A 22,945-nucleotide genomic window follows, 5' to 3' on the forward strand; every position below is an offset into this window, starting at 1 on the left:
GGCGTTACCCGCAAGTAAGCGCTAACGGGTGTGGTGTCCCACCCAGGTACGACCTGGGGATCAACCTGCGGGGGCACGCCCGGTGGCACCCTCGGCCCGTAGCCTCCGGGTGGTGAACCGGCAACCTCTCGTCGTGGCTCTGGGAGCGCTGGGGCAGACCCTGTGGGGCCCGGACGCCCCGCCCGAACGGTCGTTGCTGGCCCGTTGGCCCCGGCTCGCCCGCTACGCCACTCCGGTGGGGCTGCTCGCCGCGCTCGGCCTCTTCCTGATCACGCTGACCGTGGAGAGCGAGTGGGGCCTGCCGCTGCCGGTCGCGCTGCTGTTCGCGGCGATGACCGTGGCGCCGCTGCTGGCGCTGCCCCGGCGTCCGCTGCTGGCGTGGCGGCTGACGGTGTTGGCCCTGCTGATCTGCACGTTCAACGCGCCGGCCGACCGGTCCTGGCCGTGGACCCCGCCGCTGGCGCTCGGGTCGGTCGCGGTGCTGGCGGTGGTCGTCGCGCGGGTCGACCGGCCGGTGCTGGCCTGGGTGGTGACGATCAGCACGGTGCCGGTGTTCACTCTGGTCCACCCCGACAACCGGGTGCCTGTCCTGCTGCTGCTCGGTGCGCTGGCGATCGTCGGCGACCTGTTCCGTCACAACCGGCTGTCGCGGCGCGCCCTGGCCGCGCAGACCGAACTGAGCGAGCGCGAGCAGGAGCGCCGCGCGGTGCTGGAGGAGCGCACCCGGATCGCCCGTGAGCTGCACGACGTGGTCGCACACCACATGTCGCTGATCGCCGTGCAGGCCGAGACCGCGCCGTACCGCCTCGACGACGTGCCCGCCCCGGCCGCCGCCGAGTTCGTCGCCATCGCCGGCTCGGCCCGCGACGCGCTGACCGACATGCGGCGGCTGTTGGGGGTGCTGCGCAGCGAGGCCAGCGGGCCGCAGACCACTCCGCAGCCCGACCTGGCCGACCTGGGCGCGATGGTGGACGCGGCCCGTCGCGCCGGGCTGGCCGTGACCCTGGACGCCGAGCCGCCGGGTCCGGTGCCCGCGCCGGTCGGGCTGGCCGCGTACCGCATCGTCCAGGAGGGCCTGGCGAACGCGGCCCGGCACGCGCCCGGCGCCGCGGTGCGCGTCACCGTCCGCTCCGGTCCGTCCGCTCTGGGAGTACGCGTCGACAACTCCCCGCCCGACGCCCCGCCGACCGCCTTTCCGCGCGGTGCCCCACCGACCGCCGACGGCGGGGCGGGGCACGGGTTGACCGGCATGCGGGAGCGCGCCACCTCGCTCGGCGGTACGTTCACCGCCGGGCCGCTACCCGACGGCGGGTACGCGGTGGCGGCCGAACTGCCGTACGAGGTGGGGAGCCTGGACACATGATCAAGATGCTGATCGTCGACGACCAGGCGATGGTCCGGCAGGGCTTCGGCGCGCTACTCGCCGCCCAGCCCGACCTGCTGGTGGTGGGCGACGCCGCCGACGGCGCGCAGGGGGTCGCCGCCGCGCGTCGGCTCGACCCGGACGTGGTGCTGATGGACGTTCGGATGCCGGTCCTGGACGGGCTGGCCGCCACCCGTCAACTGTTGGGCGACCGCTCGGCGCAGCGCCCCCGGGTGCTCATCCTCACGACGTTCGACCTGGACGACTACGTGTACGAGGCGCTGCGGGCCGGCGCGAGCGGCTTCCTGCTCAAGGACGCGCCCGCGGCCGACCTGGTGCAGGCGGTGCGGGTGGTGGCCGCCGGGGACGCGCTGCTCGCCCCGGCGGTGACCCGTCGACTGATCGCCGAGTTCGCGGCCCGCCCGGACCGTCGCCGGCCCCGCCCCACCGACCTGGCCGGGCTGACCCCGCGCGAGACCGAGGTGCTGCGGTTGATCGCCCGGGGCCGCAACAACGCGGAGATCGCCGCTGACCTGGTGGTGGCGGAGCAGACCGTGAAGACCCACGTCGGGCGCATCCTGGCCAAACTCGGCCTGCGCGACCGCGCCCAGGCCGTGGTGCTGGCGTACGAGACGGGTCTGGTCGCCGCCGGCGAGTAGCGCCTCGGGGCCACCCGGGAGACAGCTCCCCGGTACAACGACCGCGACCCGTTCGCCCCCGCACTCTCCCCTTCCGGACGTCATTCGGGAGGGAGAACGTGATGCGACGACGAGGTGTCACACGTGTCGCTCTGAGCGCGTTGCTCGGGGGGAGCCTGGTCCTGCCCGGCCCACCGGAGCCGGTCATGGAGGTGGGGTTCGTCGAGGCGTACCCCGGCACGGCGGCGGCGATGCGCGCGGCCGGCCCCCCGTATGCGGACTGGGCGGCGCACGGACGCCGTTTCCTGGTCTTCGACCCGCGCGGCGACGGGCGGGCGGTGGAGGTCCTCGGCGACCTGGCGGGCGCGGACCGGATCGCGGTGCTCGTGCCGGGGGTGGGCAGCACGCTCGCCGACTTCGACCGTGGACTGGGCGGGGTGCCGCGGCGGGCGCCGTCGGTGCAGGCGGCGCAGCTCTACCGGCAGATCCGGTCGAGCGACCCCACGGCGCGGGTGGCCGTGCTGGCCTGGCTCGGCTACGACCCGCCGGACGGGTTGGTGGGCGCCGCCAGCGACGCCGACGCGCGGCGTGGGGCGACCGGACTGGCCCGGCTGCTGCGGGAGCTGGTCGCGCGCCGTCCGGCCGCGACGATCACGCTGATCGGGCACAGCTACGGGGCCCTGGTGGCGGCGCTGGCGGCGGCGCACGCCCCGGCGCAGGTCACCGACGTGGTCAGCCTCGGTGGCGTCGGCGCAGGTGTGCCGCGCGCCGGCGATCTGCGCGCCGGACTGCGGTTCTGGGCGGCCGAGGCGCCGTCCGACTGGATTCGCCGGGTGCCGCCCGTGCGGCTCGCCGGCCTCGGGTACGGGCGTCGCCCCGGCGATCCGGCGTTCGGGGCCCGTCCGCTGCCGGTGGACGGGGTGTCCGGGCACGACGACTACCTTGACACGGGCACCGCCACCCTGATCGCGGTCGCGGCGGTCGTGCGGGGCGCCGGTCCGGTCGAGGACGCCCGATGAGCCGCGACCGCACCGTCGACGCGTTGCGGGCGTACGCGATCGGTGGGGTGGTGCTCGGGCACTGGCTGGTCACCGGGCTGGTGCTGACCGGTGACGGCGGGCTGCGTCAGGCCAGTCCGCTGACCGCGCTGCCGGCCCTGGCACCGGTCACCTGGGTGTTGCAGACGCTCGGCCTGTTCTTCTTCGCCGCCGGCTTCGGTTCGGCCCGGTCGTTGGCCCGTCACCGGGGCACCTCGGCCGGCTGGCTGGCCCGCCGTTCACGTCGGTTGCTGCTGCCCACGGTGGCGCTGCTGGGCACCGGGGCCGCCGTGCTGCTGGCCGCCACCGTGGCGGGCGCGTCGGACGACACGCTCGCCGTCGGGCTCCATCTCGCGGCCAGTCCGCTCTGGTTCCTGGCGCCGCTGCTGCTCCTGGTCGCCTTGAGTGGCCCGCTGCGCGCCGCCGTACGCCGATGGGGTTTGACGCGCTGCGCGCTGCCGGCGGTGGCCGTGGTGGCGGCGAGCGACCTCGCGGTCCGCCTGCTGCCCGACGGCGTTGCCGTGCCACCGGTCGGCGTGCTGGCGGCCTGGTCGGTGCCGTACCTGCTCGGCGTCGCGTACGCCGACGGACGGCTGGCCGGCCGGCGGGCGGCGGGACTGCTCGCCGGTGGCGGGGCCGTGGCGCTGGCCGTGCTGGTGGCGGTGGGCTACCCGATCAGCGCGGTCGGCGTGCCCGGGGCCGGCGTGTCCAACCTGAACCCGCCGTCGCTGCTGGCCGTGGCGCTGGCGGTCACCCAGGTCGGGCTGGGTCTGCTGGCCCGGACCGGGTGGGAACGGCTGCTGGACCGGCCGCTCGCGGGCCGGGTGGTGACCGCGGTGAACAGCGACGCCGTGCGGATCTACCTGTGGCACCAGCCGGTGCTGGTCGCGGTGACCGCGCTCACCGCCCGGGGTGGCCTGGCCCTGCCCGGACTGCACACGACGCCGGACGGCCCGGGCTGGGTGCTGGCCCGGTTCTGCTGGTTGCCGCTGCTCGCCACGGTGCTGGTCACGGTGGTACGCGGCGGACGCGGGAGCGGCTCGACGCCGCGTCCGGCCGGGCCGGGCCGGCCGCGCGGTGGAGCGCTCGCGGACCGGTCGGCCGAGTGCGTGCCGAGGGCGGCTCAGGTGTACGATCATCGACGTTCGGACCGGGCCGACCTGCAGGAGGTGATCGCTGTGCGAGATAGCGATCCTCCTAGTCGTGGCCGGGCCGATGGTCAGCCCCGCTGAGCCACGACTCAGTCTGGCGAGCTGACCCCGCTCCGCTCCCGCACCACCGCAGCCACCGCCGCGGTGCGTGCCGCCCCGTCCGGTCACCGGACGGTCGCCGGGAGCCGCCCGGTCACGACTTCGTGTGCGCGTCCCCACCCCCTGCGGTCCGCCCCCGCTCGCGGACCGTCCAGCCGCCACTCGGAGCCGTCCATGAGCCGCTACGTCGCCCCGCTGGGCTTCACCCTCGCCGCCGTCTGGGTGGCCGTCGTCTTCGTCCTGGCCGGCGGCGGTCACTGACCACCACCGGCCGTTCGTCGGCCGCTCGCCTCGCTGTCCCGACCGTCGGCCGCCCCGGCCTCGCACGGGCCGTCGGGCGTCCCGGCTGGCGGTCAGATCATCCGTGACGACCAGAGCAGGCTGAGCGCGCCGGCGCAGAGCGCCAGCAGCAGCGCCAACCCGGCGTACCACTGGGTCACCTCACGCGGCTCGGTCCGGAAACCAATCGAACTGCCCATGTCCTGGTAGACCTGCTTCAGCTCGCTCACCGAGGCCGCCTCGTAGAAGTAACCCTCGGTCGTCTCGGCCAACTCGGCGAGGGCCAGCCGATCCACCGGCACCCGTTGGAGCTGCCCGCCGATGTCAACCTGACCCGTGTCGGTGCCGAACGCGATGGTGGAGACCGGCACGTTGGCCGCCTGCGCGGCGGCCGCCGCCTCCTCCACCGACCGACCCGAGGTGCGGAACCCGTCCGACAACAGCACGATGCGCGCCGGCGGGATACCCGCCGCGCCGTCGGCCGGCACCGACCGGATCGCCTCCAGGCAGGTGAACACCGCCTCACCCGTCGCGGTCGCCTCGGCCAGCACCAGCCCGTCGATCGCGGCGGTCACCGCGTCCCGGTCCTTGCCCGGCGGCACCAGCACGTTCGCCGCCTTGGCGAACGAGACGAGGCCCAGGTTGTAGCTCGCCGGCAACTCGCCCACGAACTGCTTGGCCGCCTCCTGCGCGGCCTCCAACCGGTTCGGCGCCACGTCGTCGGCCTGCATCGACAGCGACACGTCGATGGCGAGCATCACGGTCGCCCGCTCCAACGGCTCCTTCGTGTCGATCGCGGGGCGGGCCAGGGCCGTGGCGAGCACCAGCAGACAGAGCAGGAACGCGGTCGCCGGCACGTGCCGCCGCCAACCCAGGCCCTTGGGCGCGACGGTACGCAGCAGGTCCACGTTGGTGAACCGCATCGCGTACGCCCGGCGGTGCAGTTGCCGCCAGACGTAGAACGCGGCGAGCGCGAGCACCGGCAGCACGGCCAGCAACCAACACGGTTGCAGAAAACGGATCATCGTGTCGTCCCCCGGGTACGCGCGTGCCGCTGCGCGGCCACGAAACGCACCATGTCCAGCAGCCAGTCTCGGTCCGTACGCAGACGCAGGTGGGCCGCGCCGGCACCGCGCAGCGCGGCGGCGATCGTGGCCCGTTGGGCGGCGGCGGCCTCGGCGTAGCGCTGCCGCAGCCGGGGGTCGGCGGTCTGCACCTCGTGCAGCTCACCGCTCTCCGGGTCGACCACCGGAAGCACGCCCACATCGGGCAGCTCCAGCTCACGTGGGTCGACCACCTCGATCGCCAGCACGTCGTGCCGGACGCGCAGCTTGCGCATCGGCCGGGCCCACTGTTCGACCGGCGCCAGGAAGTCCGAGACCACCACGGCCACCCCGCGCCGCCGGGGCGGGCGGTTGAGCATGTCGACAAGCGCGCCCAGGTCACCCCGGCCGGGCTGGATCGCCGTGCCGGCGACGGCGCGCAGCAGACCCTGCGCCTCCTTGCGGCCGGAGCGGGCCGGCAGCCGGGTCAGCACGCCCGGACCGGCCGGAGGCGGGCCAGCCCGCCAGCGCCGCGCGGGCGTGGACGCGCCACCGCCGGTGCCGATCACCGCGCCGATCCGGTTGCCGCCGCGCACGGTCAGGTGGGTGATGGCGGCGGCAGCGGCCACCACCACCTCCCGCTTGAGCCACTGCCCGGTGCCGAAGTCCAGGCTCGCCGACAGGTCCAGCGCCAGCCACGTCTCCAACTCCCGGTCCGCGACCGTGCGCCGCACGTGCGCGGTCGTGGTCCGCGCGGTCACCGGCCAGTCCATCCGGCGTACGTCGTCACCGGGGCGGTACTCCCGCGACTCCCCCGCCTCACTGCCCGGCCCGGGGAGCAGACCGGCGTAGTCGCCCTGGAGCAGACCGTCGAGCTTGCGGGTGACCAGCAACTGCAGTCGGGAGAGCACGGCCTCGCTGCGGTCACCCAGAGGGGCGGGACGAGGGGTGGGTGAGGTCACGGCCGCTGCCCGGGCCAGCCCGCGCCGGGTGGTGGGGCGCTCGACGGCGGGGTGGCCTGCTGCCGGGGCGCGACCGACGGAAGCGGAATCGTCGACATCACCCGCTGCACGATGTGGTCGGCCGGCACGTCGTCGGCGAGCGCGTCGTAGCTGAGCACCAGCCGGTGACGCAGGATGTCCGGGGCGATGTCCTGCACGTCCTGCGGCAGGGCGTAGTCGCGTCCCCGCAGCAGCGCCAGCGCGCGGGTGGCCCGGACCAGACCGAGCGAGGCGCGCGGGCTGGCCCCGTACTGGATCAGTTGAGCGACGTCCGGCATGCCGTGCTCGGCGGGCGTACGGGTGGCCAGCACCAGACGAACCGCGTAGTCGACGAGCGCGTTGTGCACGAAGACCTGGTCGGCCTTGCGTTGCAGCGCGATCAACTCGGGGGTGTCGAAGACCGCCGTCGGTTCCGGCGCGGCCACGCCCATTCGGTAGACGATCTCCCGCTCCTCGGCGTCGGTCGGATAACCCACGACGATCTTCATGAGGAAGCGGTCCCGCTGGGCCTCCGGCAGCGGGTAGACGCCCTCCTGCTCGATCGGGTTCTGGGTGGCCATCACCAGGAACGGATCGGGCACCCGGTGGCTCTCCCCGCCGATGGACACCTGCCGCTCGCTCATCACCTCCAGCAGCGCCGACTGCACCTTGGCCGGAGCACGGTTGATCTCGTCGGCGAGCAGGAAGTTGACGAAGACCGGGCCCAACTCCACGTCGAACTTCTCGCTCGACTGCCGGTAGATCCGGGTGCCCATGATGTCGGCCGGCACCAGGTCGGGGGTGAACTGCACCCGGGCGAAGGACCCGCCGACGACCTTCGCGAGGGTCTCCACGGCAAGGGTCTTGGCCACGCCGGGCACACCCTCGAGTAGGCAGTGGCCGCGCGCCAGCAGCGCGACGAACATCCGCTCGACCATCCGGTCCTGGCCGACGATCACCCGTTTGATCTCGAACAACGCCTTCTCCAACAGGGTGGCGTCCTGTGCGGGCGTGGTCACCGGGGCGGGCGCCTGGGGTGCCGCCCCGTTGGGCGTCGGGGCGTCGGGCGTGGTCGGCTGGGCCACCGGTCCTCCACAGCGTTGGTCGGTCGTCGCGGCTGGTGCGGTATCAAGACTCGCATGCCTTCCTGAGTGTCGAGGCGGGGAGAAGCCGATTTTCGCCACGCGGTCCCGAGCATCGAATCGCGCGTCACGGGTGGACAGGTACCGGGCCGCCGCGTGTACGATTCATCCCGTCGCCGGGCGGCTCCCCCCGTGGCCGCCCGGCGCTCAAACTTTCGCCCCCGGCCGCCCTAGACTGGCCCGGATGAACGTCCCCACCCCCGCCGACGAGGCCCTGGTCTGTTCGGCACGAGGCTGCCGCGCCCCCGCCGTCTGGGCGCTGGAGTGGAACAATCCCCGCCTGCACACCGCCGACCGGCGCAAGACCTGGCTGGCCTGCGCCGAGCACCGGGACACTCTCGGAGCGTTCCTGGACGCCCGTGGCTTTCTCCGTACCGTCACTCCGGTGTCCGGATCGCCTACCCTCGACGTGTGAGCGAGCGATGAGGCACAGCAGCGCGGCGGCGCGGGGCGCGTGGAACGGATCTGGTCGATGAGCCCGGAGGACCGCGCCGACCCACCGGCCTCCCCTGGCCCCACCGTTCCGTCCCCACCGACCTCCCCGGCGGCGGCACCGCCCGACATCGCGCCGCCGCCCGGCGCGTTCCCGGCGCCCGGCACGCTCGGCCCGGACCCGTCCCCGCCGGACGCCTCGTCGCCGGCCCCGCTGCCGCCGAACGCCGTACCGCCGTCGGCCGGTCACGCCGCCCTCTCACCCCCGCCCGACCTGCCGGCCCCTGGCCCCCTGCCACCTCCCGGCCCCGCGCCGGCTCCCGGCCTTTCGGCGGCTCCCGGCTCCGTGCCGGCTCCCGGCCTTCCGGCGGTGGGGCACGCCTCCGCGACGTCGGACCGTGGACCGTTGGAGCCGTGGCCCGACACCGTACGGTGGCAGCGGATCTCGACCGACCTGATCTGGGTGGAGTTGATCCGACTCGCGATCGTGGTGGCCATCGGCCTGGCCGTGACGGCGGTCGGCTGGGCACTGAGCGGTCACTGGCTGTTCGGACTCGCCCTCGCCATCGTGCTGGTGCTCGGCGGGTGGCGGGCCACGGCCATCGTCCGGGCGGTACGCGCCTGGGGCTACGCCGAGCGCGACGAGGACCTGCTCGTGCGGCACGGACTGCTGGTCCGCCGGTTGTCCATCGTCCCGTACTCCCGCATGCAGTTCGTCGACGTGAGCGCCGGCCCGCTGGAACGCGCCTTCGACCTGGCCACCGTGCAGTTGCACACGGCGGCGGCCGCCAGTGACGCGCGGGTGCCCGGCCTGCGTCCGGCGGAGGCATCCCGACTGCGCGACCGGCTCACCGCGCTCGGTGAGGACCGGGCGGAGGGGCTGTGACCAGCCACGCCGACCGCCGACGCCACCGGGCGCTGGCCCGATGAGCGAGAGCCCCGTCGAGCCCGGCACCGTGCCGCCACCGCCCGACCGCGACGCGCCCCCTGCCGGCCCGCCGCACGTTGGCATGCCGCCGCACGTTGGTGTGCCGCCGCACGCCGGTGTGCCGCCGCACCCTGCGGGGTCCCCGGATGGCGGCGGGACGCCGTATCCCGCTACGCCGCCGTACTCGGCCGGGCCGCCCGGGGCGATCCAGCCCTGGCCCGCCCCGGCAAGCGGTGGTGGCGGGGAGCCTCGACAGCGGCTGCACCCGCTCAGCCCGCTGCTGCACGGTGCCAAGTCACTGGTCGTGGTCATCGCCGGCCTGTCCTGGTCGACACTGTCGCGGGTCGGCTTCGGTTGGTTCGCCGCCATGGTCGTGGTGCTGGCGCTCGGCGCGACCGTGCTGTCGGTGATCAGTTGGTACAACACCGGCTACCACGTGGTGGGCCGCGAGTTGCGGGTGCACGAGGGGCTGCTCTGGAGGCGTACCCGGGCCATCCCGTTGGAGCGGTTGCAGGCCGTGGAGGTGGTGCGGCCCCTGCTCGCCCAGCTCACCGGCCTGGCCGAGCTGCGCCTGGAGGTCGTCGGAGGAGGCAAGACCGAAGCGCCGCTGGCGTACCTCGGGGTGGCCGACGCGACCCGCCTGCGGGAGCGGCTGCTGGCGCTCGCCGGGCGCGTGGCGCCGCCCGGCGACACCGCGCCCGCCACGCGGGTCGAGACGCCGACGGCCGTGCGGGCTCGGCCACTGCACGCGGTACGCAACCGGGACCTCCTGGTCAGCCAGTTGCTCACCCCGCAGGCGTTCCTGCTCCCGTTCGGCGTTGCCTTCGTCGTGGTGCAGTTCGTCACCGCCGGGTCGTGGTCGTTCATCGCGGTGGCGAGCACGTTGACCGCGATGGCCGGTGTGCTCCTGCAACCGATCCGTCGGGTCCTCGATGACTGGAACTTCCGGCTGGCCCGCGACGGTGGCACCCTGCGGGTGCACAACGGCCTACTGGAGACCCGGGCGCAGACCGTGCCGCTGGACCGGGTCCAGACCGTACGGGCCACCTGGCCGCTGCTGTGGCGGGTCAACGACTGGCTGCGACTGCGGTTGGAGGTGGCCGGCTACTCGATCGCGGAGGCCGACGACCGCAACCGACCGGACCGGCTGCTGCCGGTGGGTGACCTGCCGACCGCCACGATGATCGTTGGCGAGGTGCTGCCCGGCGTACGCCTGGACACGCTGACGCTGAGCCCGCCACCGCCCCGGACGCGCTGGCTGCACCCGCTCGGACGTGGCGCGCTCGGCGCGGGCCTGTTCGATCGGGTCTTCGCCACCCGGTCCGGGCTGCTCACCCGGCAGTTGGCGATCGTGCCGTACGCCCGGATCCAGAGTGTGCGCGTCGTGCAGGGACCGGTGCAGCGCCGGCTGCGGCTCGCGACCGTGTACGCGGACACGGCCGGCGGCTCGGGCGCGGCGGCCCAGGACCGCGACCTCGCCGAAGCCTGGTCCCTGGCAGCCGAACTAACCCGCAGAGCCCACCACCAAGCCCACCCCCCAACCCCCTAACCCTCACTCCCACCCCCTGACTCCTGTTGATCAAGAGGTTGGCGTCAAGAATCGGGCATTCGGTGACGCGAACCTCTTGATCAACAAGGACAGGGCGGTCAGTGGTCGGCGGGGACCGAGCGGTGGGTGGTGGTGCTGTCTGGTTCGCCGGGGGTCGGGGGTTCGGGCTGGCTGGTCGGGGGGTCGGGCTGGTTGGGGGGCGGTTGCGTTCCGGCCTTCGGGTGGCGGGCGCGGTAGGACCTCCACGCCCGCTCGGCCAGGCCGACGACCAGGTAGGTCAGCCCGACGTACGTCCAGCCCACCAGCACGTCGATCACGTAGTGCTCGCCGGAGTAGACCAGGGTGAAGGTCATCGCCAGGGGGTACGCGAGCAGCAGCGGCCACCACCGGCGGCGGGTGGTGTGCAGGAAGAACAGCACCACGAACAGCGCCCACGCGGTGTGCAGCGACGGCATGGCGGCGACCGGGTTCGAGGCGATCTGGCCGGCGTTGAGCACGTTGCCGGCGCCGTGCATGCCGAACGCCTTCCAGCCCCGGGTGGAGATCCGCGCCACCTCGGTGAGCAGGCCGTTCTGCGCGGCCCACCAGGGCGGCGCGGCCGGGTAGATGAAGTACGTGACCAGGCCGGCGGCGCACAGGAATCCCCACCGCCGCATGTAGGCGGCCCAGCGGTGCCGGTCGCGCATCCAGAGCACGGCGGCGGCGGCCAGCGCCACCACGAAGTGCGAGAAGTACACCCAGCTCGCCGCGATGTCCCACCAGTGCACCTGTGGGCGGTAGAGGTGCTCCTGCAGCCAGACGGTGGGCACCTCCCCGCCGGTGGCCCAGCCGAACATGAACCGGTCGGCGACGATCAGCTCCATGGCGTGCGGGGTGGCGCCGTTGTCGGCGAACCCGCGCGAGAGGTTGTACGCGGCCAGTAGCAGCACCACCGGTACCCAGTCCCGGGCAAAGCGCAGGTGGCTGCGCCACGGGCGGTCGCTGTTCCAGGCGATGGTCCCGAGCCAGATCCACACGAAGGCGTACGCCGGGTCGGTGGGCAGCCCGATGCCGAGCCACGCGCCGACGAAGGCGACCGCCCAGATCGTCATGGCGACTATGCGCCGACGACCCGCGTCCGGGGACGCGGGTGGGTCGGTCCGGGCGGGGGGCTGGGGGTCAGTCACGACGGCCATCGCGGTCAAGGTTAACGACGGCTACGGCATCGACCGACGGGTACCACCCTGCGCGGCGGCGCCGGGATCGCCGGGCGCGTGCTCGGCGGGCGCGGGGAACACCTAGGCTGACGACCATGCAGGAGCAGCCCGAGCCGGCCCTCGCGCCGGGTCTGACCGCCCAGGTCGAGCTGACCGTCACCGACGCGGACACCGCCCAGGCGGTCGGTTCGGGGGACGTACCGGTGCTGGGCACGCCCCGGGCGCTCGCGCTCGCGGAGGCGGCCACCGTCGCGGCCACGGCGACGGCGATGCCGCCCGGCTCCACGACGGTGGGCACCCGGGTCGAGCTGGAGCACCTCGCGCCGACGGTGGTGGGCCGCACGGTACGGGCGCAGGCGCTGCTGACGACGGTCGACGGTCGACGGTTGTCGTTCGAGGTCAGCGTCTCCGACGGCGACCAGACGGTGGCCCGGGGCCGGGTGGACCGGCTCCTGGTGGACCGGCAACGCTTCGTCGACCGGGCCGGGCGGGCGTCGTGAGCGGCGGGTTCGTCGAGGTCGCCGACCGGGTGTACGTGATTGTCGAGCCCCTGCTGCGGGTCAACGTCACGCTCGTCGTCGGCGACGACGGGGCGCTGCTGGTGGACACGCTCTCCGCGGCGGGGCAGGCGACCGAGCTGGCCGCCGCCGTCCGCGCGGTCACCGACCGTCCGCTGACCCTGGTCAACACGCACCACCACTACGACCACTGCTTCGGCAACGCCGTCCTGGCCGGCGACCCACCCCGACCGGTGTACGCGCACGAGCGGGCCGCCGCCGCTCTGCGCGACGACCCGGAGGGGCTGCGCCGGGAGGCGTACGAGGAGGTGCGCGCGGAGCACCCTGAGCTGGCCGCCGACCTGGCGGACACCCCGCTGCTGGCCCCGACGCACGCGGTGCACACGGAGACGACGCTCGACCTGGGCGGCCGGCGGGTGGTGCTGCGGCACCCGGGGCGCGGGCACACCGACGCGGATCTCGTGGCGCACGTGCCCGACGCGGACGTGCTCGTCGCCGGCGATCTGGTGGAGCAGAGTGGTCCGCCCGCCTTCGAGGACTCGTACCCCCTGCAGTGGCCGGACGCGGTCGCGGACCTGCTGCGGCTGACGACCCCGGGCACGGTGGTGGTCCCGGGCCACGGCGACGTGGTGGACGTCGACTTCGTCCGGGCCCAGCACGCCGAGCTGGTGCGGCTGGCCTGGCTGATCCGGGCCGCGCACACCGGCGGCGCGCCGCCGGAGCGGGTGGCCGCCGAGGCGCCCTTCGGGGCACGCGCGGCCCTGATCGCCGCCCGCCGCGGCTACCGCGAGCTGAACGGCGAAGCCTGACCCGGCCCACCCCGGCCCCGGCCCCGGCCCCGCGCCCGGCCCACCCCCGGCCCACCCCGTCGATCAAGAGGTTTGCGTCACATTCACGCCGGATCCTGACGCAAACCTCTTGATCACCGAACGACAATCGGACGAGGGGGAGCTAGACCGCTGTGCGGCGCCACTGTTGGTTGGTGGCGGTGGTGCAGGTGGACTGGACCGCGCGGGCGCCATCGGTGGTGGCGGCGTTGAGGATGGTCAGGCACTTGTTGCTGTGTCTCGCTATCAGCTGTACTGCGCCGGTGGTCCCGGAGTCCTGGACGCGCCACTGCTGGTTGGTGCCGCCGTTGCAGGTCCACTGCGTGACCCGGACGCCGTCGGCGGTCGCGGACGCGCCGCCGTACACGTCCAGGCACTTGCCGCTGTGCACGCTGACCACCGTCTGGTAGCCGCCACCGGCGTCCTGGAACCGCCACCGCTGGTTGGCCTGCCCGTTCGCGCTCCACTGCACGATGTCGGCGCCGTCGGTCGTGGCGTTGTTGGAAACGTCCAGCAGCTTCCCGCTGTGCTGGGCGGCGAGGGTGTAGGCGGTCGGGACGGGCACGGTGCTTCCCGGGGTCAGCCGGTACAGCCCGGCGCCGTGGGCCGGGAGCGAACGGGTGAGGGTCCCGGTCACCGTGCCGAGGGCAGCGCCGGACCACAGGTCGGTCACGGTGGCCGAGCCGATTCCGAGGTCGGCCAGGTTGACCGAGACGTTCGCCGCGCCGCTCTCGCGGTTGAACAGGGCAAGGTAGCGGTCGGTGCTGCCCGGCACGTCGGCGGTCCACGCCTGCCGGGTGCCACCGGTGAGCTGACGGTTGTTCGCGCTGTTCTGGTCGACGGCCAGCACGGCGGCGTTGGTCATCAACGCCAGCTCCGAGGCGCGGTTCTCAACCAGGTTGCCGCCCCACATCAGCGGCGCGCGGTTGATCGCCCAGAGGGTCATCAGGGTGCGCTGCTCGTCCGAGGTGAGGTTGGAGTAGCGCGGTGAGCCGACGGGCCCGTACTTGGAGAGCCGGCCGATGGGGATCATGTCCGGGTCGGGCCAGGCGCCGGTGGCGCGGTACGGGGTCCAGTTGCGGAGTTGGTCGAAGAGGGCGTCGACGGACGACCAGTTGTCCCAGAGGTCGTTGACGATCCGCCACATGTGCGCGTTGGCCTGGACGTGGCTTCCGCTGGCCAGCGGGGTCGCACCGGGCGACAGGCTCAGCACCATCGGACGGCCACTGCGCTGGATCGCCAGCTTGTAGCCCTCGATCTCCGCCTGCCGGTAGGTGGGCGCGGCGATGTCGTCCACCTTCACGAAGTCGATCCCCCAGGACGCGAGCAGTTGGAACACCGAGTCCAGGTAGCTCTGCGCGCAGGGGTTGGACATGTTCAGGCCCCACATGAGGTTGAGCCAGGCCGCGGTGCTGCTGTTGTTGATCTGGTTGGCGCGGCAGCTGGTGCCCGAGATCGGGACGTTGTCGGCCACCGCCTGGCGGGGGATGCCCCGCATCAGGTGGACCCCGACCTTCAGGCCCTGGGCGTGGATGTAGTCGGCCAGGGGTTTGAACCCGTTGTCACCGGCGGCGGAGGGGAACCGGGTGGTGTCGGGCAGCAGCCGCCCGTTGGCATCCATCCGGAGCCGGGGTTGCAGGTTGGAGTCCTGGTTGGGGCTGTTGTTGTGCCGTCCGGGGTAGTACCACCCCCAGTCGATGACGATGTACTGCCAGCCGGACTGCCGCAGGTTGGTGGCCATGTAGTCGGCGTTCGCCCGTACGTCGGCCTCGGTGACGCTCCAGTTGAACGAGTCGTAGCTGTTCCAGCCCATCGGCGGGGTGCTGGCCACCGCGTTGTCCCAGGCGCGCGCCGGCTCCGGAGCGCTGACGGCGACGCCGCCGACGGCAACCAGGGCGACGACCAGCACGGCGGCGAGGCGGCGGAATGACGGTGGTACCAGGACGAGTCTCATCGGAGTCTCCCGGATAACACGCAGGAAATAGGCAGACGCCGATGTTAACGTTCACATAACAGGGACGTCAACCAGCCGTCACCCGCCCTCAACGGCCGAAGCGGCGTTCGACCTCGGCGCGGGTGGGCATGGCGGTGGCCCCGCCCGGCGACTCACAGACCAGACCGGCGACCCGCAGCGCGAACGCCACCGAATCGACCCAGCCCGTCGGATCCGCCGGCTCGCCGTCGCGGAGCAGGTCGGCGATGAGCGCGGCCATGACCGAGTCACCGGCGCCGGTGGCGTCGACGGCGTCCACCTTCGGCGCCGGCACCCGCACCGGGTCGGCCCCGGCGGCGGCCAGCACCGCGCCGGCCGCGCCGAGCGTCACCACCACGGTGGACGCGCCCAACTCCCGCAGGTACGCGGCGACCCCCTCGACCGGCTCACCCGGATACAGCAGCCCGGCGTCGGCGCTGCTCAACTTGACCAGGTGCGCGCCCGCGGCGAACTCCGCCACCACCTGCCGCAACCCGTCCAGCGCGACCGGCCCGTCGAGCAGTCGCGGGCGAACGTTCGGATCGAGGACCCGCAGGCCGGTGGCGAGCGACCAAGCCCGGCGGGCGGCGGCCAGCGTGCCCGGCTCAAGCAGCACGATCGAGCCGCAGTAGAGCACGTCAGCGCCCTCCGTCAGCGCCAGGTCCACGTCGTCCGGGCCGAGCAGGCCGTAGGAGCGCGGCTCGCCGTAGAAGTGGAAGTCCGGCTCCGGGCCGGCGTACGTCACCACCGCCAGCGCGGTCGGCGCGGACACCGTGACCGCACCGGCCAGGCCGACGCCGACGCCGCTCAGGAAGTCGCGGATCCGCTGGCCCAGCACGTCGTCACCGAGCGAGCCGACGAACTGGGCCGCCCCGCCGAGCCTGGTCACCCCGACGGCGACGTTGAGCGGGCCGCCACCGATGGCCTGCCGGTAGACCCGCTCCCCGTCGACGTCGCTGTCGAGCAGGTCGACGAGCGCCTCGCCGAGCACCACCGCGTACCCCATCAGAGCCCCCTCGCCCTCGGCGGCCGCGACGGCCGTCTCGCCCCAGGCTGGCACAGCGGGATCAGTCCGCGTGGTGGATCGGCCCGTCGGTCGCGGCCAGGGGGCGGCCACTGCCGCCCCAGCGGGCCGCGACGATCTGCGCGGCCACGCTGACCGCGGTCTCCTCGGGGGTACGACCACCGAGGTCCAGCCCGATCGGTGAGGCCAGCCGGTCGAGTTGCGCGGTGCCGAGCCCCGCCTCGCGGAGTAGTTTGTGCCGTTCGTCGTGGGTACGTCGCGACCCCATCGCGCCGACGTACGCCAGGGGTTCGCGCAGGGCCAGCGCCAGCAGCGGCACGTCGAACTTCGGATCGTGGGTGAGCACGCAGACGACCGTGCGCCCGTCGACCCGGCCGGCGTCGATCTCGTCCCGCAGGTAGCGGTGCGGCCACCGCACCACCACCTCGTGCGCGTCGGGGAAGCGCCGGCCGGTGGCGAAGACGGGCCGAGCGTCGCAGACGGTCACCCGGTAGCCGAGGAACACGCCGATGTGCGCCACCGCCGCCGCGAAGTCGATCGCCCCGAAGACGATCATCCGGGGCGCGGTGGCGTACGCGGCCACGAAGAGACTGAGGCCGCCGCCCCGACGCTGCCCCTGGTAGCCGTACCCCAGGACGCCGCTGTGCCCGGCCGCGAGCAGCCCGAGCGCGTCGTCGGCCGCGGCGTCGTCCAGCCGGTCGTCGCCGAGCGAGCCCGTCACCCGCCGCCCGGTCAGCACCAGCCGGCGACCCAGCCGCCCCGCCGGGTCGGACGTGTCACCGGCGTCGGCGGCCACGCACGTGACGACCGCGGCCGGTTCGCCGGCCTGCCGCGCGGCGGCGACCACGTCGAGTTGCGCCAGGGCATCGCCGTCGAACCGCTCGACGAACACGTCCAGCTGGCCGCCGCAGGTGAGCCCGACGGCGTACGCCTCGTCGTCGCTGACGCCGTAGTGGACCAACTCCGGTACGCCGGTGTCGAGCACGTGGCGGGCCCGCTCGTAGAGGTCCGCCTCGACGCAGCCGCCGGAGACGCTGCCGGTGACCGTGCCGTCCGCGGCGACGAGCATGGCGGCGCCGGGCGGCTGCGGCGCGGACCGCCAGGTGGCGACCACGGTGGCCAGGGCGACCGGCTCGCCGGCCCGGCAGCGGCGGTGCAGTTCGTCGAACACGTCGGGCACGCGCTGCCGCCTCCTTCGTCTGCGCGACGCTACGGGCGGCGTGAGGCGACCCGAGGCGGGCGATCTGCGCGGGAAGACCGTCGGGGCGCAGACCATCACTATAGGAAGCAACCCGCCGGACCGGATAGGAGTCCGCCGAGCCGGCACGGGCCCGCCGTGTTTGACATATCGAGGACCGACTATTGCGTCGGTGGCGGGCGACGTGGTGGGATGGCCCGTACCGGGTGGTGCGAGGGCTGTCGCGCCGCCGGTTGCCGGGTTGTTGGACGCGAGGGCACCGGTCCAGGACAGGACCGTCGATGGCGCGTGTCCGCCGGCCGATCTTCTGCCGGGGCGCGCCAGGGTGATCGTCGTATCCGCTTGCGGCGGGGCGGCCTCGGGCGGCACGCCTCGCGAGTCAGGAGAACCCGTGAACCGTTCCCGTACGGCCGCAGTGCTCACCGCGGCCCTGACCCTTGCGCTGGGCGCCGTCGCCCTGGCGTCCAGTCCACAACCGGCGGCCGCGCACGGCGCGGCGATGACGCCGGGCGCCCGCACCTACCTCTGCTGGCAGGACGGCATGAGCCAGACCGGCGAGATCAGGCCGAACAACCCGGCGTGTGCCGCCGCCGTGGCGCAGAGCGGCACGAACTCGCTCTACAACTGGTTCAGCGTGCTGCGCTCCGACGCCGGTGGCCGTACCACCGGCTTCATCCCGGACGGGCAGCTGTGCAGCGGTGGCAACACCGGCTACCGGGGCTACGACCTGCCCCGCACCGACTGGCCGCTGACCCACCTGACGTCCGGCGCGCGGTTGGACTTCCGGTACAGCAACTGGGCGCACCACCCGGGCACCTTCTACTTCTACGTGACGAAGGACAGCTGGAGCCCGACCCGCGCGCTGGCCTGGAGTGACCTGGAGGAGCCGTTCCTGACGGTGACCAACCCGCCGCAGCGCGGCGCGGTCGGCACCAACGACGGTCACTACTACTTCAGCGGCAACCTGCCGTCGGGCAAGAGCGGTCGGCACATTATCTACTCCCGCTGGGTGCGTTCGGACTCGCAGGAGAACTTCTTCGGCTGCTCCGACGTGACGTTCGACGGTGGTAGCGGTCAGGTGACCGGTGTGGGTCCGGGCGGGAACAACCCGACCACCCCGCCGCCCACCACGCCCCCGCCGACCACGCCTCCGCCGACCACCCCGCCGCCCACCACGCCCCCGCCCACCACGCCTCCGCCGACCACCCCGCCGCCGACCACGCCGCCGCCGTCCAGCGGTGACTGCATGGCCGTCTACTCGGTGACCAGCACCTGGCAGGGCGGATTCCAGGGACAAGTCACGATCATGAACCACGGCAGTACGCCGTTCTCCGGCTGGACCGCGAGCTGGACCTGGCCCAGCGGACAAGTGATCAACCAGGTCTGGAATGCCACCCAGACGACGTCCGGCGCCTCGGTGACCGCGACGAACGTCCAGTACAACGGCACGGTCGCGCCCGAGGGCACGACATCGTTCGGCTTCCTGGCCAGCAGCACAGGAACCAACGCCCTCCCGACGGTCACCTGCGCCCGTCGCTGAGGTCCCCCTGAAATGATCAAGAGGTTTGCGTCATCCGGAGCGCTTCCGGTGACGCAAACCTCTTGATCGACAGGGTGGGTGCGGGGTGCGCGGTTAGCGGACCATGGAGCCGACTACCGGCTTCGTCAGCAGGGCCGACTGGTTGCGCTGGATGCCCGGGTCGAGCGTCTTGGCCACGAAGATGGCGTGCCAGATGCAGAAGATCAGCACCGTCCACACCTTGCGGGAGTGGTCGAACTCCTCCCGCTTGTGCTCGTCGAGCAGCCGCAGCGCGTACGACAGGTCGAGCAGGTCACCCGCGCCGGAGGTGCTCAGCACGTGGCGGGCCCACTCGTACATCTCGCCGCGCAGCCACACCCGGGTCGGGGTCGGGAAACCCAGCTTCTTACGGTTGACGATCGCCGGCGGCACGACGCCCTGCAACGCCTGACGCATCGCGTACTTGGTGGCGTCGGAGCGCGGCGGCAGCTTCAGGTCCACCGGGATCTTCGCCGCGACGTCGAACACCTCGCGGTCGAGGAACGGCACCCGCACCTCCAGCGAGTGCGACATCGAGATCCGGTCGGCCTTGACCAGGATGTCGCCGCGCAGCCAGGTGTAGAGGTCGACGTACTGCATCTTGGTGACGTCGTCCAGCTCGGTGCACTCGGCGTAGATCGGGGCGGTCACGTCGGTGTAGCGCACCGAGGGGTCGTAGCGACGCATCAGGTGCTGCTTCTCCTCCTCGGTGAACATCCGCGCGTTGCCGTAGTAGCGCTCCTCGATCGGCGTGGTGCCCCGCTCGAGGAAGCTCTTGCCCTTGACCCCCTGCGGGATGGCCTTGGAGACCGCGCGCAGCCCCTTCTGCACGCCACCGGGCAGGCCGTTGACGGTGCCCAGCGACAGCGGCTCCCGGTAGATCGTGTAACCGCCGAAGAACTCGTCGGCCCCCTCACCGGAGAGCACCACCGTGACGTGCTCGGCGGCCTTCTTCGCCACGAAGTAGAGCGGCACCAGCGCCGGGTCGGCCACCGGGTCGTCCAGGTGCCAGACGATCTTCGGCAGCGCGTCGATCATGTCCTGCGGACCGATCTTGGTGGGGATGGTGGTGACGTCCAGGTGCCGCGCCGAGTCCTGCGCGACGTCGATCTCGGAGTAACCCGGGACGTCGTAGCCGACGGTGAAGGTCAGGATGTTCGGGTTGAACTCGCGGGCCAGCGCGACCACGGCGGTCGAGTCGATGCCGCTGGACAGGAACGAGCCGACCGGCACGTCCGAGCGCATGTGCATGCGCACGCTCTCGCGCAGCGTCTCGCGGATCTCGTGGTACAGCTTCTGCTCATCGTCGACCGGCGCGGGCCGGAACACCGGCCGGTACCACCGCCGTACGTCGATCCGCCCGCCCGGGGTCCAGGTCAGGTACTCGCCCGAGCCGATCCGGCTGATGCCCTTGTGCAGCGTGCCGGGCTCCGGCACGTACTGCAGGGTCAGGTAGTGACTCAGGTTCGCCGCGTCCACGCCCGCGTCGCCCTGGTAGTTGCTGTGCGCGAACGGCAGCAGCGCCTTCTTCTCCGACGCCAGGTAGAGGCCGTCGGCGGTCTCCAGGTAGTGCAGCGGCTTGATGCCGAAGTAGTCGCGGGCGCCGAACGCGCGCCGCTCCTGCCGGTCCCAGATGACGAAGGCGAACATGCCGCGTAGCCGGGTGAGCACCTGCTCGCCCCAGTAGTGGTAGCCGGCGACGATCACCTCGCCGTCACCGGCGGTGGCGAACTGCGCGCCGAAGTCCCGGATCAGCTCGTCGCGCAGCTCGATGTAGTTGTAGATCTCACCGTTGAAGGTCAGCAGGTAACGGCCGTTCGCGTAGGGCAGCGGCTCGTGACTCGACGCGACGTCGATGATGGCGAGCCGCTTGTGGGCGAACACTCCGTCCGCGTACCGGCCGGACGCGTCGCCGACCACCTCGACCCCTGTCTCGTCCGGGCCGCGGTGGTGCAGGCATTCCAATGCTCCGGCGATGTGGTCGCGGTGCGCGGCGGCGTTGCCGTTCGCGCTGAAGAAGGCCAGGAGTCCGCACATGGTCGTCATCTTTCCACGCGCTCCGTCGGCCCGTCGCAGCCGTCCGTCGTTCGGGGCGCTCCCGGCCGCCACCACCGCGAACCGGGCGCGCGGTACCGTCGGGACCAGCCACGAGCGGAGGGGAGCGGCGCAATGACCGAGGAACGCAAAAGCACCGAGGGTACGCCGACAGACGGCACGGAATCGCACGATCCGGACTTCCCGGAGGCGTTCCTGTCGTTCATGCGGCAGGGCTGGCGCGACACCGAACTCCCGGTCACGCCGCGTCCAGAGATCCCCAACTACGCCAAGCGGCGGGCTGCGCTCTCCGCGGCCTTCCCGGGCGAGACGCTGGTCATCCCGACCGGCGGCGAGAAGGTCCGCGCCAACGACACCGCGTACCCGTTCCGGCCGGGCAGCGACTTCGCCTACCTGACCGGTGACCACGACCCGGACAGCGTGCTGGTGCTGCGCCCGAACGGCTCGGGCCACGACGCGACGCTGTACATGCGGCCCCGCTCGTCCCGGGAGACCGACGAGTTCTTCCGCAGCCGGCACGGCGAGCTGTGGGTGGGCCGGCGGCACACCCTCGGCGAGAAGTCCACCGAACTGGACCTGCCCACCGCCGACCTGACCGGGCTGGAAGCGGCGCTGGCCGACCTCGCTCCGGGGCGTACCCGGGTGTTGCGCGGTTTCGACGCCCAGGTGGACGCGGCCGTGCGCCCCTACGACGGGCCGCGCGCCGAGGGTCAGCCGGCCCGCGACCGGGAGCTGGCCATCGCCATCTCGGAGCTGAAGCTGGTCAAGGACGAGTGGGAGATCGGCCAGCTCCAGGACGCGATCGACGCCACCGTCCGGGGCTTCGAGGACGTGGCCCGCGTCCTGCCGGCCGACCGCGCCGTCTCGGAGCGCCTGCTGGAGGGCATCTTCGCGCTGCGCGCGCGGCACGACGGCAACGACGTCGGGTACGGCTCGATCGTCGGCGCGGGCGAGCACGCCACGATCCTGCACTGGGTGCACAACCACGGCGCCACCCGCCCGGGTGATCTGCTGCTCATGGACATGGGGGTCGAAGGGCGCAACCTCTACACCGCCGACGTGACCCGGGTGCTGCCGGTCGACGGCCGGTTCACCGCCCTGCAACGCCAGGTCTACGACATCGTGTACGCCTCACAGCAGGCCGGCATGGACGCCATCCGCCCCGGCGTGAAGTTCAAGGACGTCCACCTGACCTGTATGCGGGTGCTCGCCGAGGGCCTGTCCGACCTGGGCCTGCTGCCGGTGAGCGTGGACGAGGCCATGGACGAGAAGTCGTCGGTCTACCGGCGCTGGACGCTGCACGGCTTCGGCCACATGCTCGGCATCGACGTCCACGACTGCTCGAACGCCCGCAAGGAGACGTACCGCGACGGCGCCCTGGGCGAGGGCTACGTGCTCACCGTGGAGCCGGGTCTCTACTTCCAGCCCGAGGACGAGCTGGTCCCCGCCGAGCTGCGCGGCATCGGCATCCGCATCGAGGACGACGTCCTGGTCACCGCGACCGGCGCGGTCAACCTGTCGGCTGGCCTGCCGCGCACCTCCGACGAGGTGGAGACCTGGCTGGCCGAGCAGCGCGAAGCCGGGCCCCGCCTGCCCGGCTGACCCAAGCCCCACCCCTCGACCTCGACCCCGAGCCCCTGGGGTCGCCGCCTCGGCATAGACCTGGGCCAGTGCCTGGACCTAGTCCGGGCCTGGCCTGGGCCTGGGCCTGGCCGATGTCCGGGCTTGGCCGATGTCCGGGCTTGGCCTGGGCCTGGGCCTGGCCGATGTCCGGGCTTGGCCGATGTCCGGGCTTGGCCTGGGCCTGGCCGATCCCTGGGCCTGGCCGATGTCCGGGCCTGGGCTTGGGCCTGGCCGATGTCCGGGCCTGGGCCTGGCCTGGGCCTCGGGCCTCGGGCCTCGATCTGGACTCGTGGCCGGCGCGTACCGGGCCACCGGCCGTGGCCGGCGCGTTGA

The 22,945-nt window shown here is 73.0% G+C and carries 19 protein-coding genes; 11 read left to right on the top strand and 8 right to left on the bottom strand.

What is annotated here, in order from left to right:
* The first annotated feature begins 112 nt into the window (after window positions 1-112).
* The 4 genes from ACQP03_RS23970 to ACQP03_RS23985 all read left to right on the top strand — a co-directional run bounded on the left by ACQP03_RS23970 (window position 113) and on the right by ACQP03_RS23985 (window position 4,270).
* Window positions 113-1,363, top strand: coding sequence for a sensor histidine kinase (locus ACQP03_RS23970; RefSeq protein ID WP_357170900.1), 1,251 nt, complete (start codon window positions 113-115; stop codon window positions 1,361-1,363).
* A complete protein-coding gene (locus tag ACQP03_RS23975) occupies window positions 1,360-2,022 on the top strand; it encodes a response regulator (protein WP_433458580.1) in 663 nt (220 codons plus the stop codon). Before ACQP03_RS23970 ends, ACQP03_RS23975 begins: the two co-directional genes overlap by 4 nt.
* A 101-nt stretch (window positions 2,023-2,123) precedes the next feature.
* Window positions 2,124-3,020: an alpha/beta hydrolase gene (locus ACQP03_RS23980; RefSeq protein ID WP_357397110.1), complete on the top strand. Its 897-nt coding sequence runs from the start codon at window positions 2,124-2,126 to the stop codon at window positions 3,018-3,020.
* Window positions 3,017-4,270 carry an acyltransferase family protein gene (locus ACQP03_RS23985; RefSeq protein WP_433458582.1) on the top strand — a complete coding sequence of 418 codons (1,254 nt, stop codon included), beginning with the start codon at window positions 3,017-3,019 and terminating at the stop codon, window positions 4,268-4,270. The genes ACQP03_RS23980 and ACQP03_RS23985 overlap by 4 nt, the downstream gene beginning before the upstream one ends.
* Before the next feature lie 371 nt (window positions 4,271-4,641).
* On the opposite strand, the gene ACQP03_RS23990 is transcribed toward ACQP03_RS23985, so the two are convergent.
* From ACQP03_RS23990 to ACQP03_RS24000, 3 genes are read right to left on the bottom strand one after another with little or no spacing between them, the layout of a single operon-like run.
* A complete protein-coding gene (locus tag ACQP03_RS23990; protein ID WP_433458584.1) occupies window positions 4,642-5,592 on the bottom strand; it encodes a VWA domain-containing protein in 951 nt (316 codons plus the stop codon).
* Complete coding sequence (locus ACQP03_RS23995) at window positions 5,589-6,590, bottom strand: DUF58 domain-containing protein (protein WP_357128577.1); 1,002 nt, start codon at window positions 6,588-6,590, stop codon at window positions 5,589-5,591. Before ACQP03_RS23995 ends, ACQP03_RS23990 begins: the two co-directional genes overlap by 4 nt.
* Complete coding sequence (locus ACQP03_RS24000; RefSeq protein WP_355052719.1) at window positions 6,569-7,675, bottom strand: AAA family ATPase; 1,107 nt, start codon at window positions 7,673-7,675, stop codon at window positions 6,569-6,571. The genes ACQP03_RS23995 and ACQP03_RS24000 overlap by 22 nt, the downstream gene beginning before the upstream one ends.
* A 241-nt stretch (window positions 7,676-7,916) precedes the next feature.
* Here ACQP03_RS24000 and ACQP03_RS24005 point away from each other — a divergent pair, with 241 nt between their 5' ends.
* From ACQP03_RS24005 to ACQP03_RS24015, 3 genes are all read left to right on the top strand, one after another.
* On the top strand, window positions 7,917-8,147 hold the full coding sequence (locus tag ACQP03_RS24005; RefSeq protein ID WP_357128092.1) for a hypothetical protein: 231 nt from the start codon (window positions 7,917-7,919) through the stop codon (window positions 8,145-8,147).
* 363 nt (window positions 8,148-8,510) lie between these two features.
* Window positions 8,511-9,050 (top strand): PH domain-containing protein, encoded by a 540-nt coding sequence (locus ACQP03_RS24010; protein WP_357171225.1) that lies wholly within the window; start codon window positions 8,511-8,513, stop codon window positions 9,048-9,050.
* A 124-nt stretch (window positions 9,051-9,174) separates the two neighbouring features.
* Window positions 9,175-10,641 (top strand): PH domain-containing protein, encoded by a 1,467-nt coding sequence (locus ACQP03_RS24015; protein ID WP_433461210.1) that lies wholly within the window; start codon window positions 9,175-9,177, stop codon window positions 10,639-10,641.
* A gap of 98 nt (window positions 10,642-10,739) precedes the next feature.
* Here the strand turns inward: ACQP03_RS24015 and ACQP03_RS24020 are convergent, their stop codons facing one another.
* Window positions 10,740-11,816: a phosphatase PAP2 family protein gene (locus ACQP03_RS24020; RefSeq protein WP_357397101.1), complete on the bottom strand. Its 1,077-nt coding sequence runs from the start codon at window positions 11,814-11,816 to the stop codon at window positions 10,740-10,742.
* Window positions 11,817-11,932: 116 nt separating this feature from the next.
* Between ACQP03_RS24020 and ACQP03_RS24025 the strand changes: the two genes are divergently transcribed.
* Both ACQP03_RS24025 and ACQP03_RS24030 read left to right on the top strand, forming a co-directional pair.
* Window positions 11,933-12,337, top strand: coding sequence for a thioesterase family protein (locus tag ACQP03_RS24025; protein WP_355052715.1), 405 nt, complete (start codon window positions 11,933-11,935; stop codon window positions 12,335-12,337).
* Window positions 12,334-13,164: an MBL fold metallo-hydrolase gene (locus tag ACQP03_RS24030; protein WP_357128083.1), complete on the top strand. Its 831-nt coding sequence runs from the start codon at window positions 12,334-12,336 to the stop codon at window positions 13,162-13,164. The genes ACQP03_RS24025 and ACQP03_RS24030 overlap by 4 nt, the downstream gene beginning before the upstream one ends.
* Before the next feature lie 142 nt (window positions 13,165-13,306).
* Here the strand turns inward: ACQP03_RS24030 and ACQP03_RS24035 are convergent, their stop codons facing one another.
* The 3 genes from ACQP03_RS24035 to ACQP03_RS24045 all read right to left on the bottom strand — a co-directional run bounded on the left by ACQP03_RS24035 (window position 13,307) and on the right by ACQP03_RS24045 (window position 17,358).
* Window positions 13,307-15,136, bottom strand: coding sequence for an alpha-galactosidase (locus tag ACQP03_RS24035; RefSeq protein WP_357397096.1), 1,830 nt, complete (start codon window positions 15,134-15,136; stop codon window positions 13,307-13,309).
* 88 nt (window positions 15,137-15,224) lie between these two features.
* Window positions 15,225-16,160, bottom strand: a complete 936-nt coding sequence (locus ACQP03_RS24040) for a PfkB family carbohydrate kinase (RefSeq protein ID WP_357397127.1) — start codon at window positions 16,158-16,160, stop codon at window positions 15,225-15,227.
* A gap of 61 nt (window positions 16,161-16,221) precedes the next feature.
* On the bottom strand, window positions 16,222-17,358 hold the full coding sequence (locus ACQP03_RS24045; protein ID WP_357128077.1) for an XdhC family protein: 1,137 nt from the start codon (window positions 17,356-17,358) through the stop codon (window positions 16,222-16,224).
* 409 nt (window positions 17,359-17,767) lie between these two features.
* Here ACQP03_RS24045 and ACQP03_RS24050 point away from each other — a divergent pair, with 409 nt between their 5' ends.
* Window positions 17,768-18,916 carry a lytic polysaccharide monooxygenase auxiliary activity family 9 protein gene (locus tag ACQP03_RS24050; protein ID WP_357170888.1) on the top strand — a complete coding sequence of 383 codons (1,149 nt, stop codon included), beginning with the start codon at window positions 17,768-17,770 and terminating at the stop codon, window positions 18,914-18,916.
* A gap of 93 nt (window positions 18,917-19,009) precedes the next feature.
* Here the strand turns inward: ACQP03_RS24050 and asnB are convergent, their stop codons facing one another.
* The gene (asnB, locus tag ACQP03_RS24055) at window positions 19,010-20,971 is read right to left on the bottom strand and encodes an asparagine synthase (glutamine-hydrolyzing) (RefSeq protein ID WP_357128568.1); all 1,962 of its coding nucleotides are present in this window, start codon (window positions 20,969-20,971) and stop codon (window positions 19,010-19,012) included.
* A 132-nt stretch (window positions 20,972-21,103) separates the two neighbouring features.
* On the opposite strand from asnB, the gene ACQP03_RS24060 reads away from it, so the two are divergent.
* Window positions 21,104-22,591, top strand: coding sequence for an aminopeptidase P family protein (locus ACQP03_RS24060; RefSeq protein ID WP_357128071.1), 1,488 nt, complete (start codon window positions 21,104-21,106; stop codon window positions 22,589-22,591).
* Window positions 22,592-22,945 lie beyond the last annotated feature (354 nt).

Origin of the sequence: Micromonospora sp. CA-248212 (assembly GCF_050948405.1) — a bacterium.
Lineage (GTDB): Bacteria > Actinomycetota > Actinomycetes > Mycobacteriales > Micromonosporaceae > Micromonospora.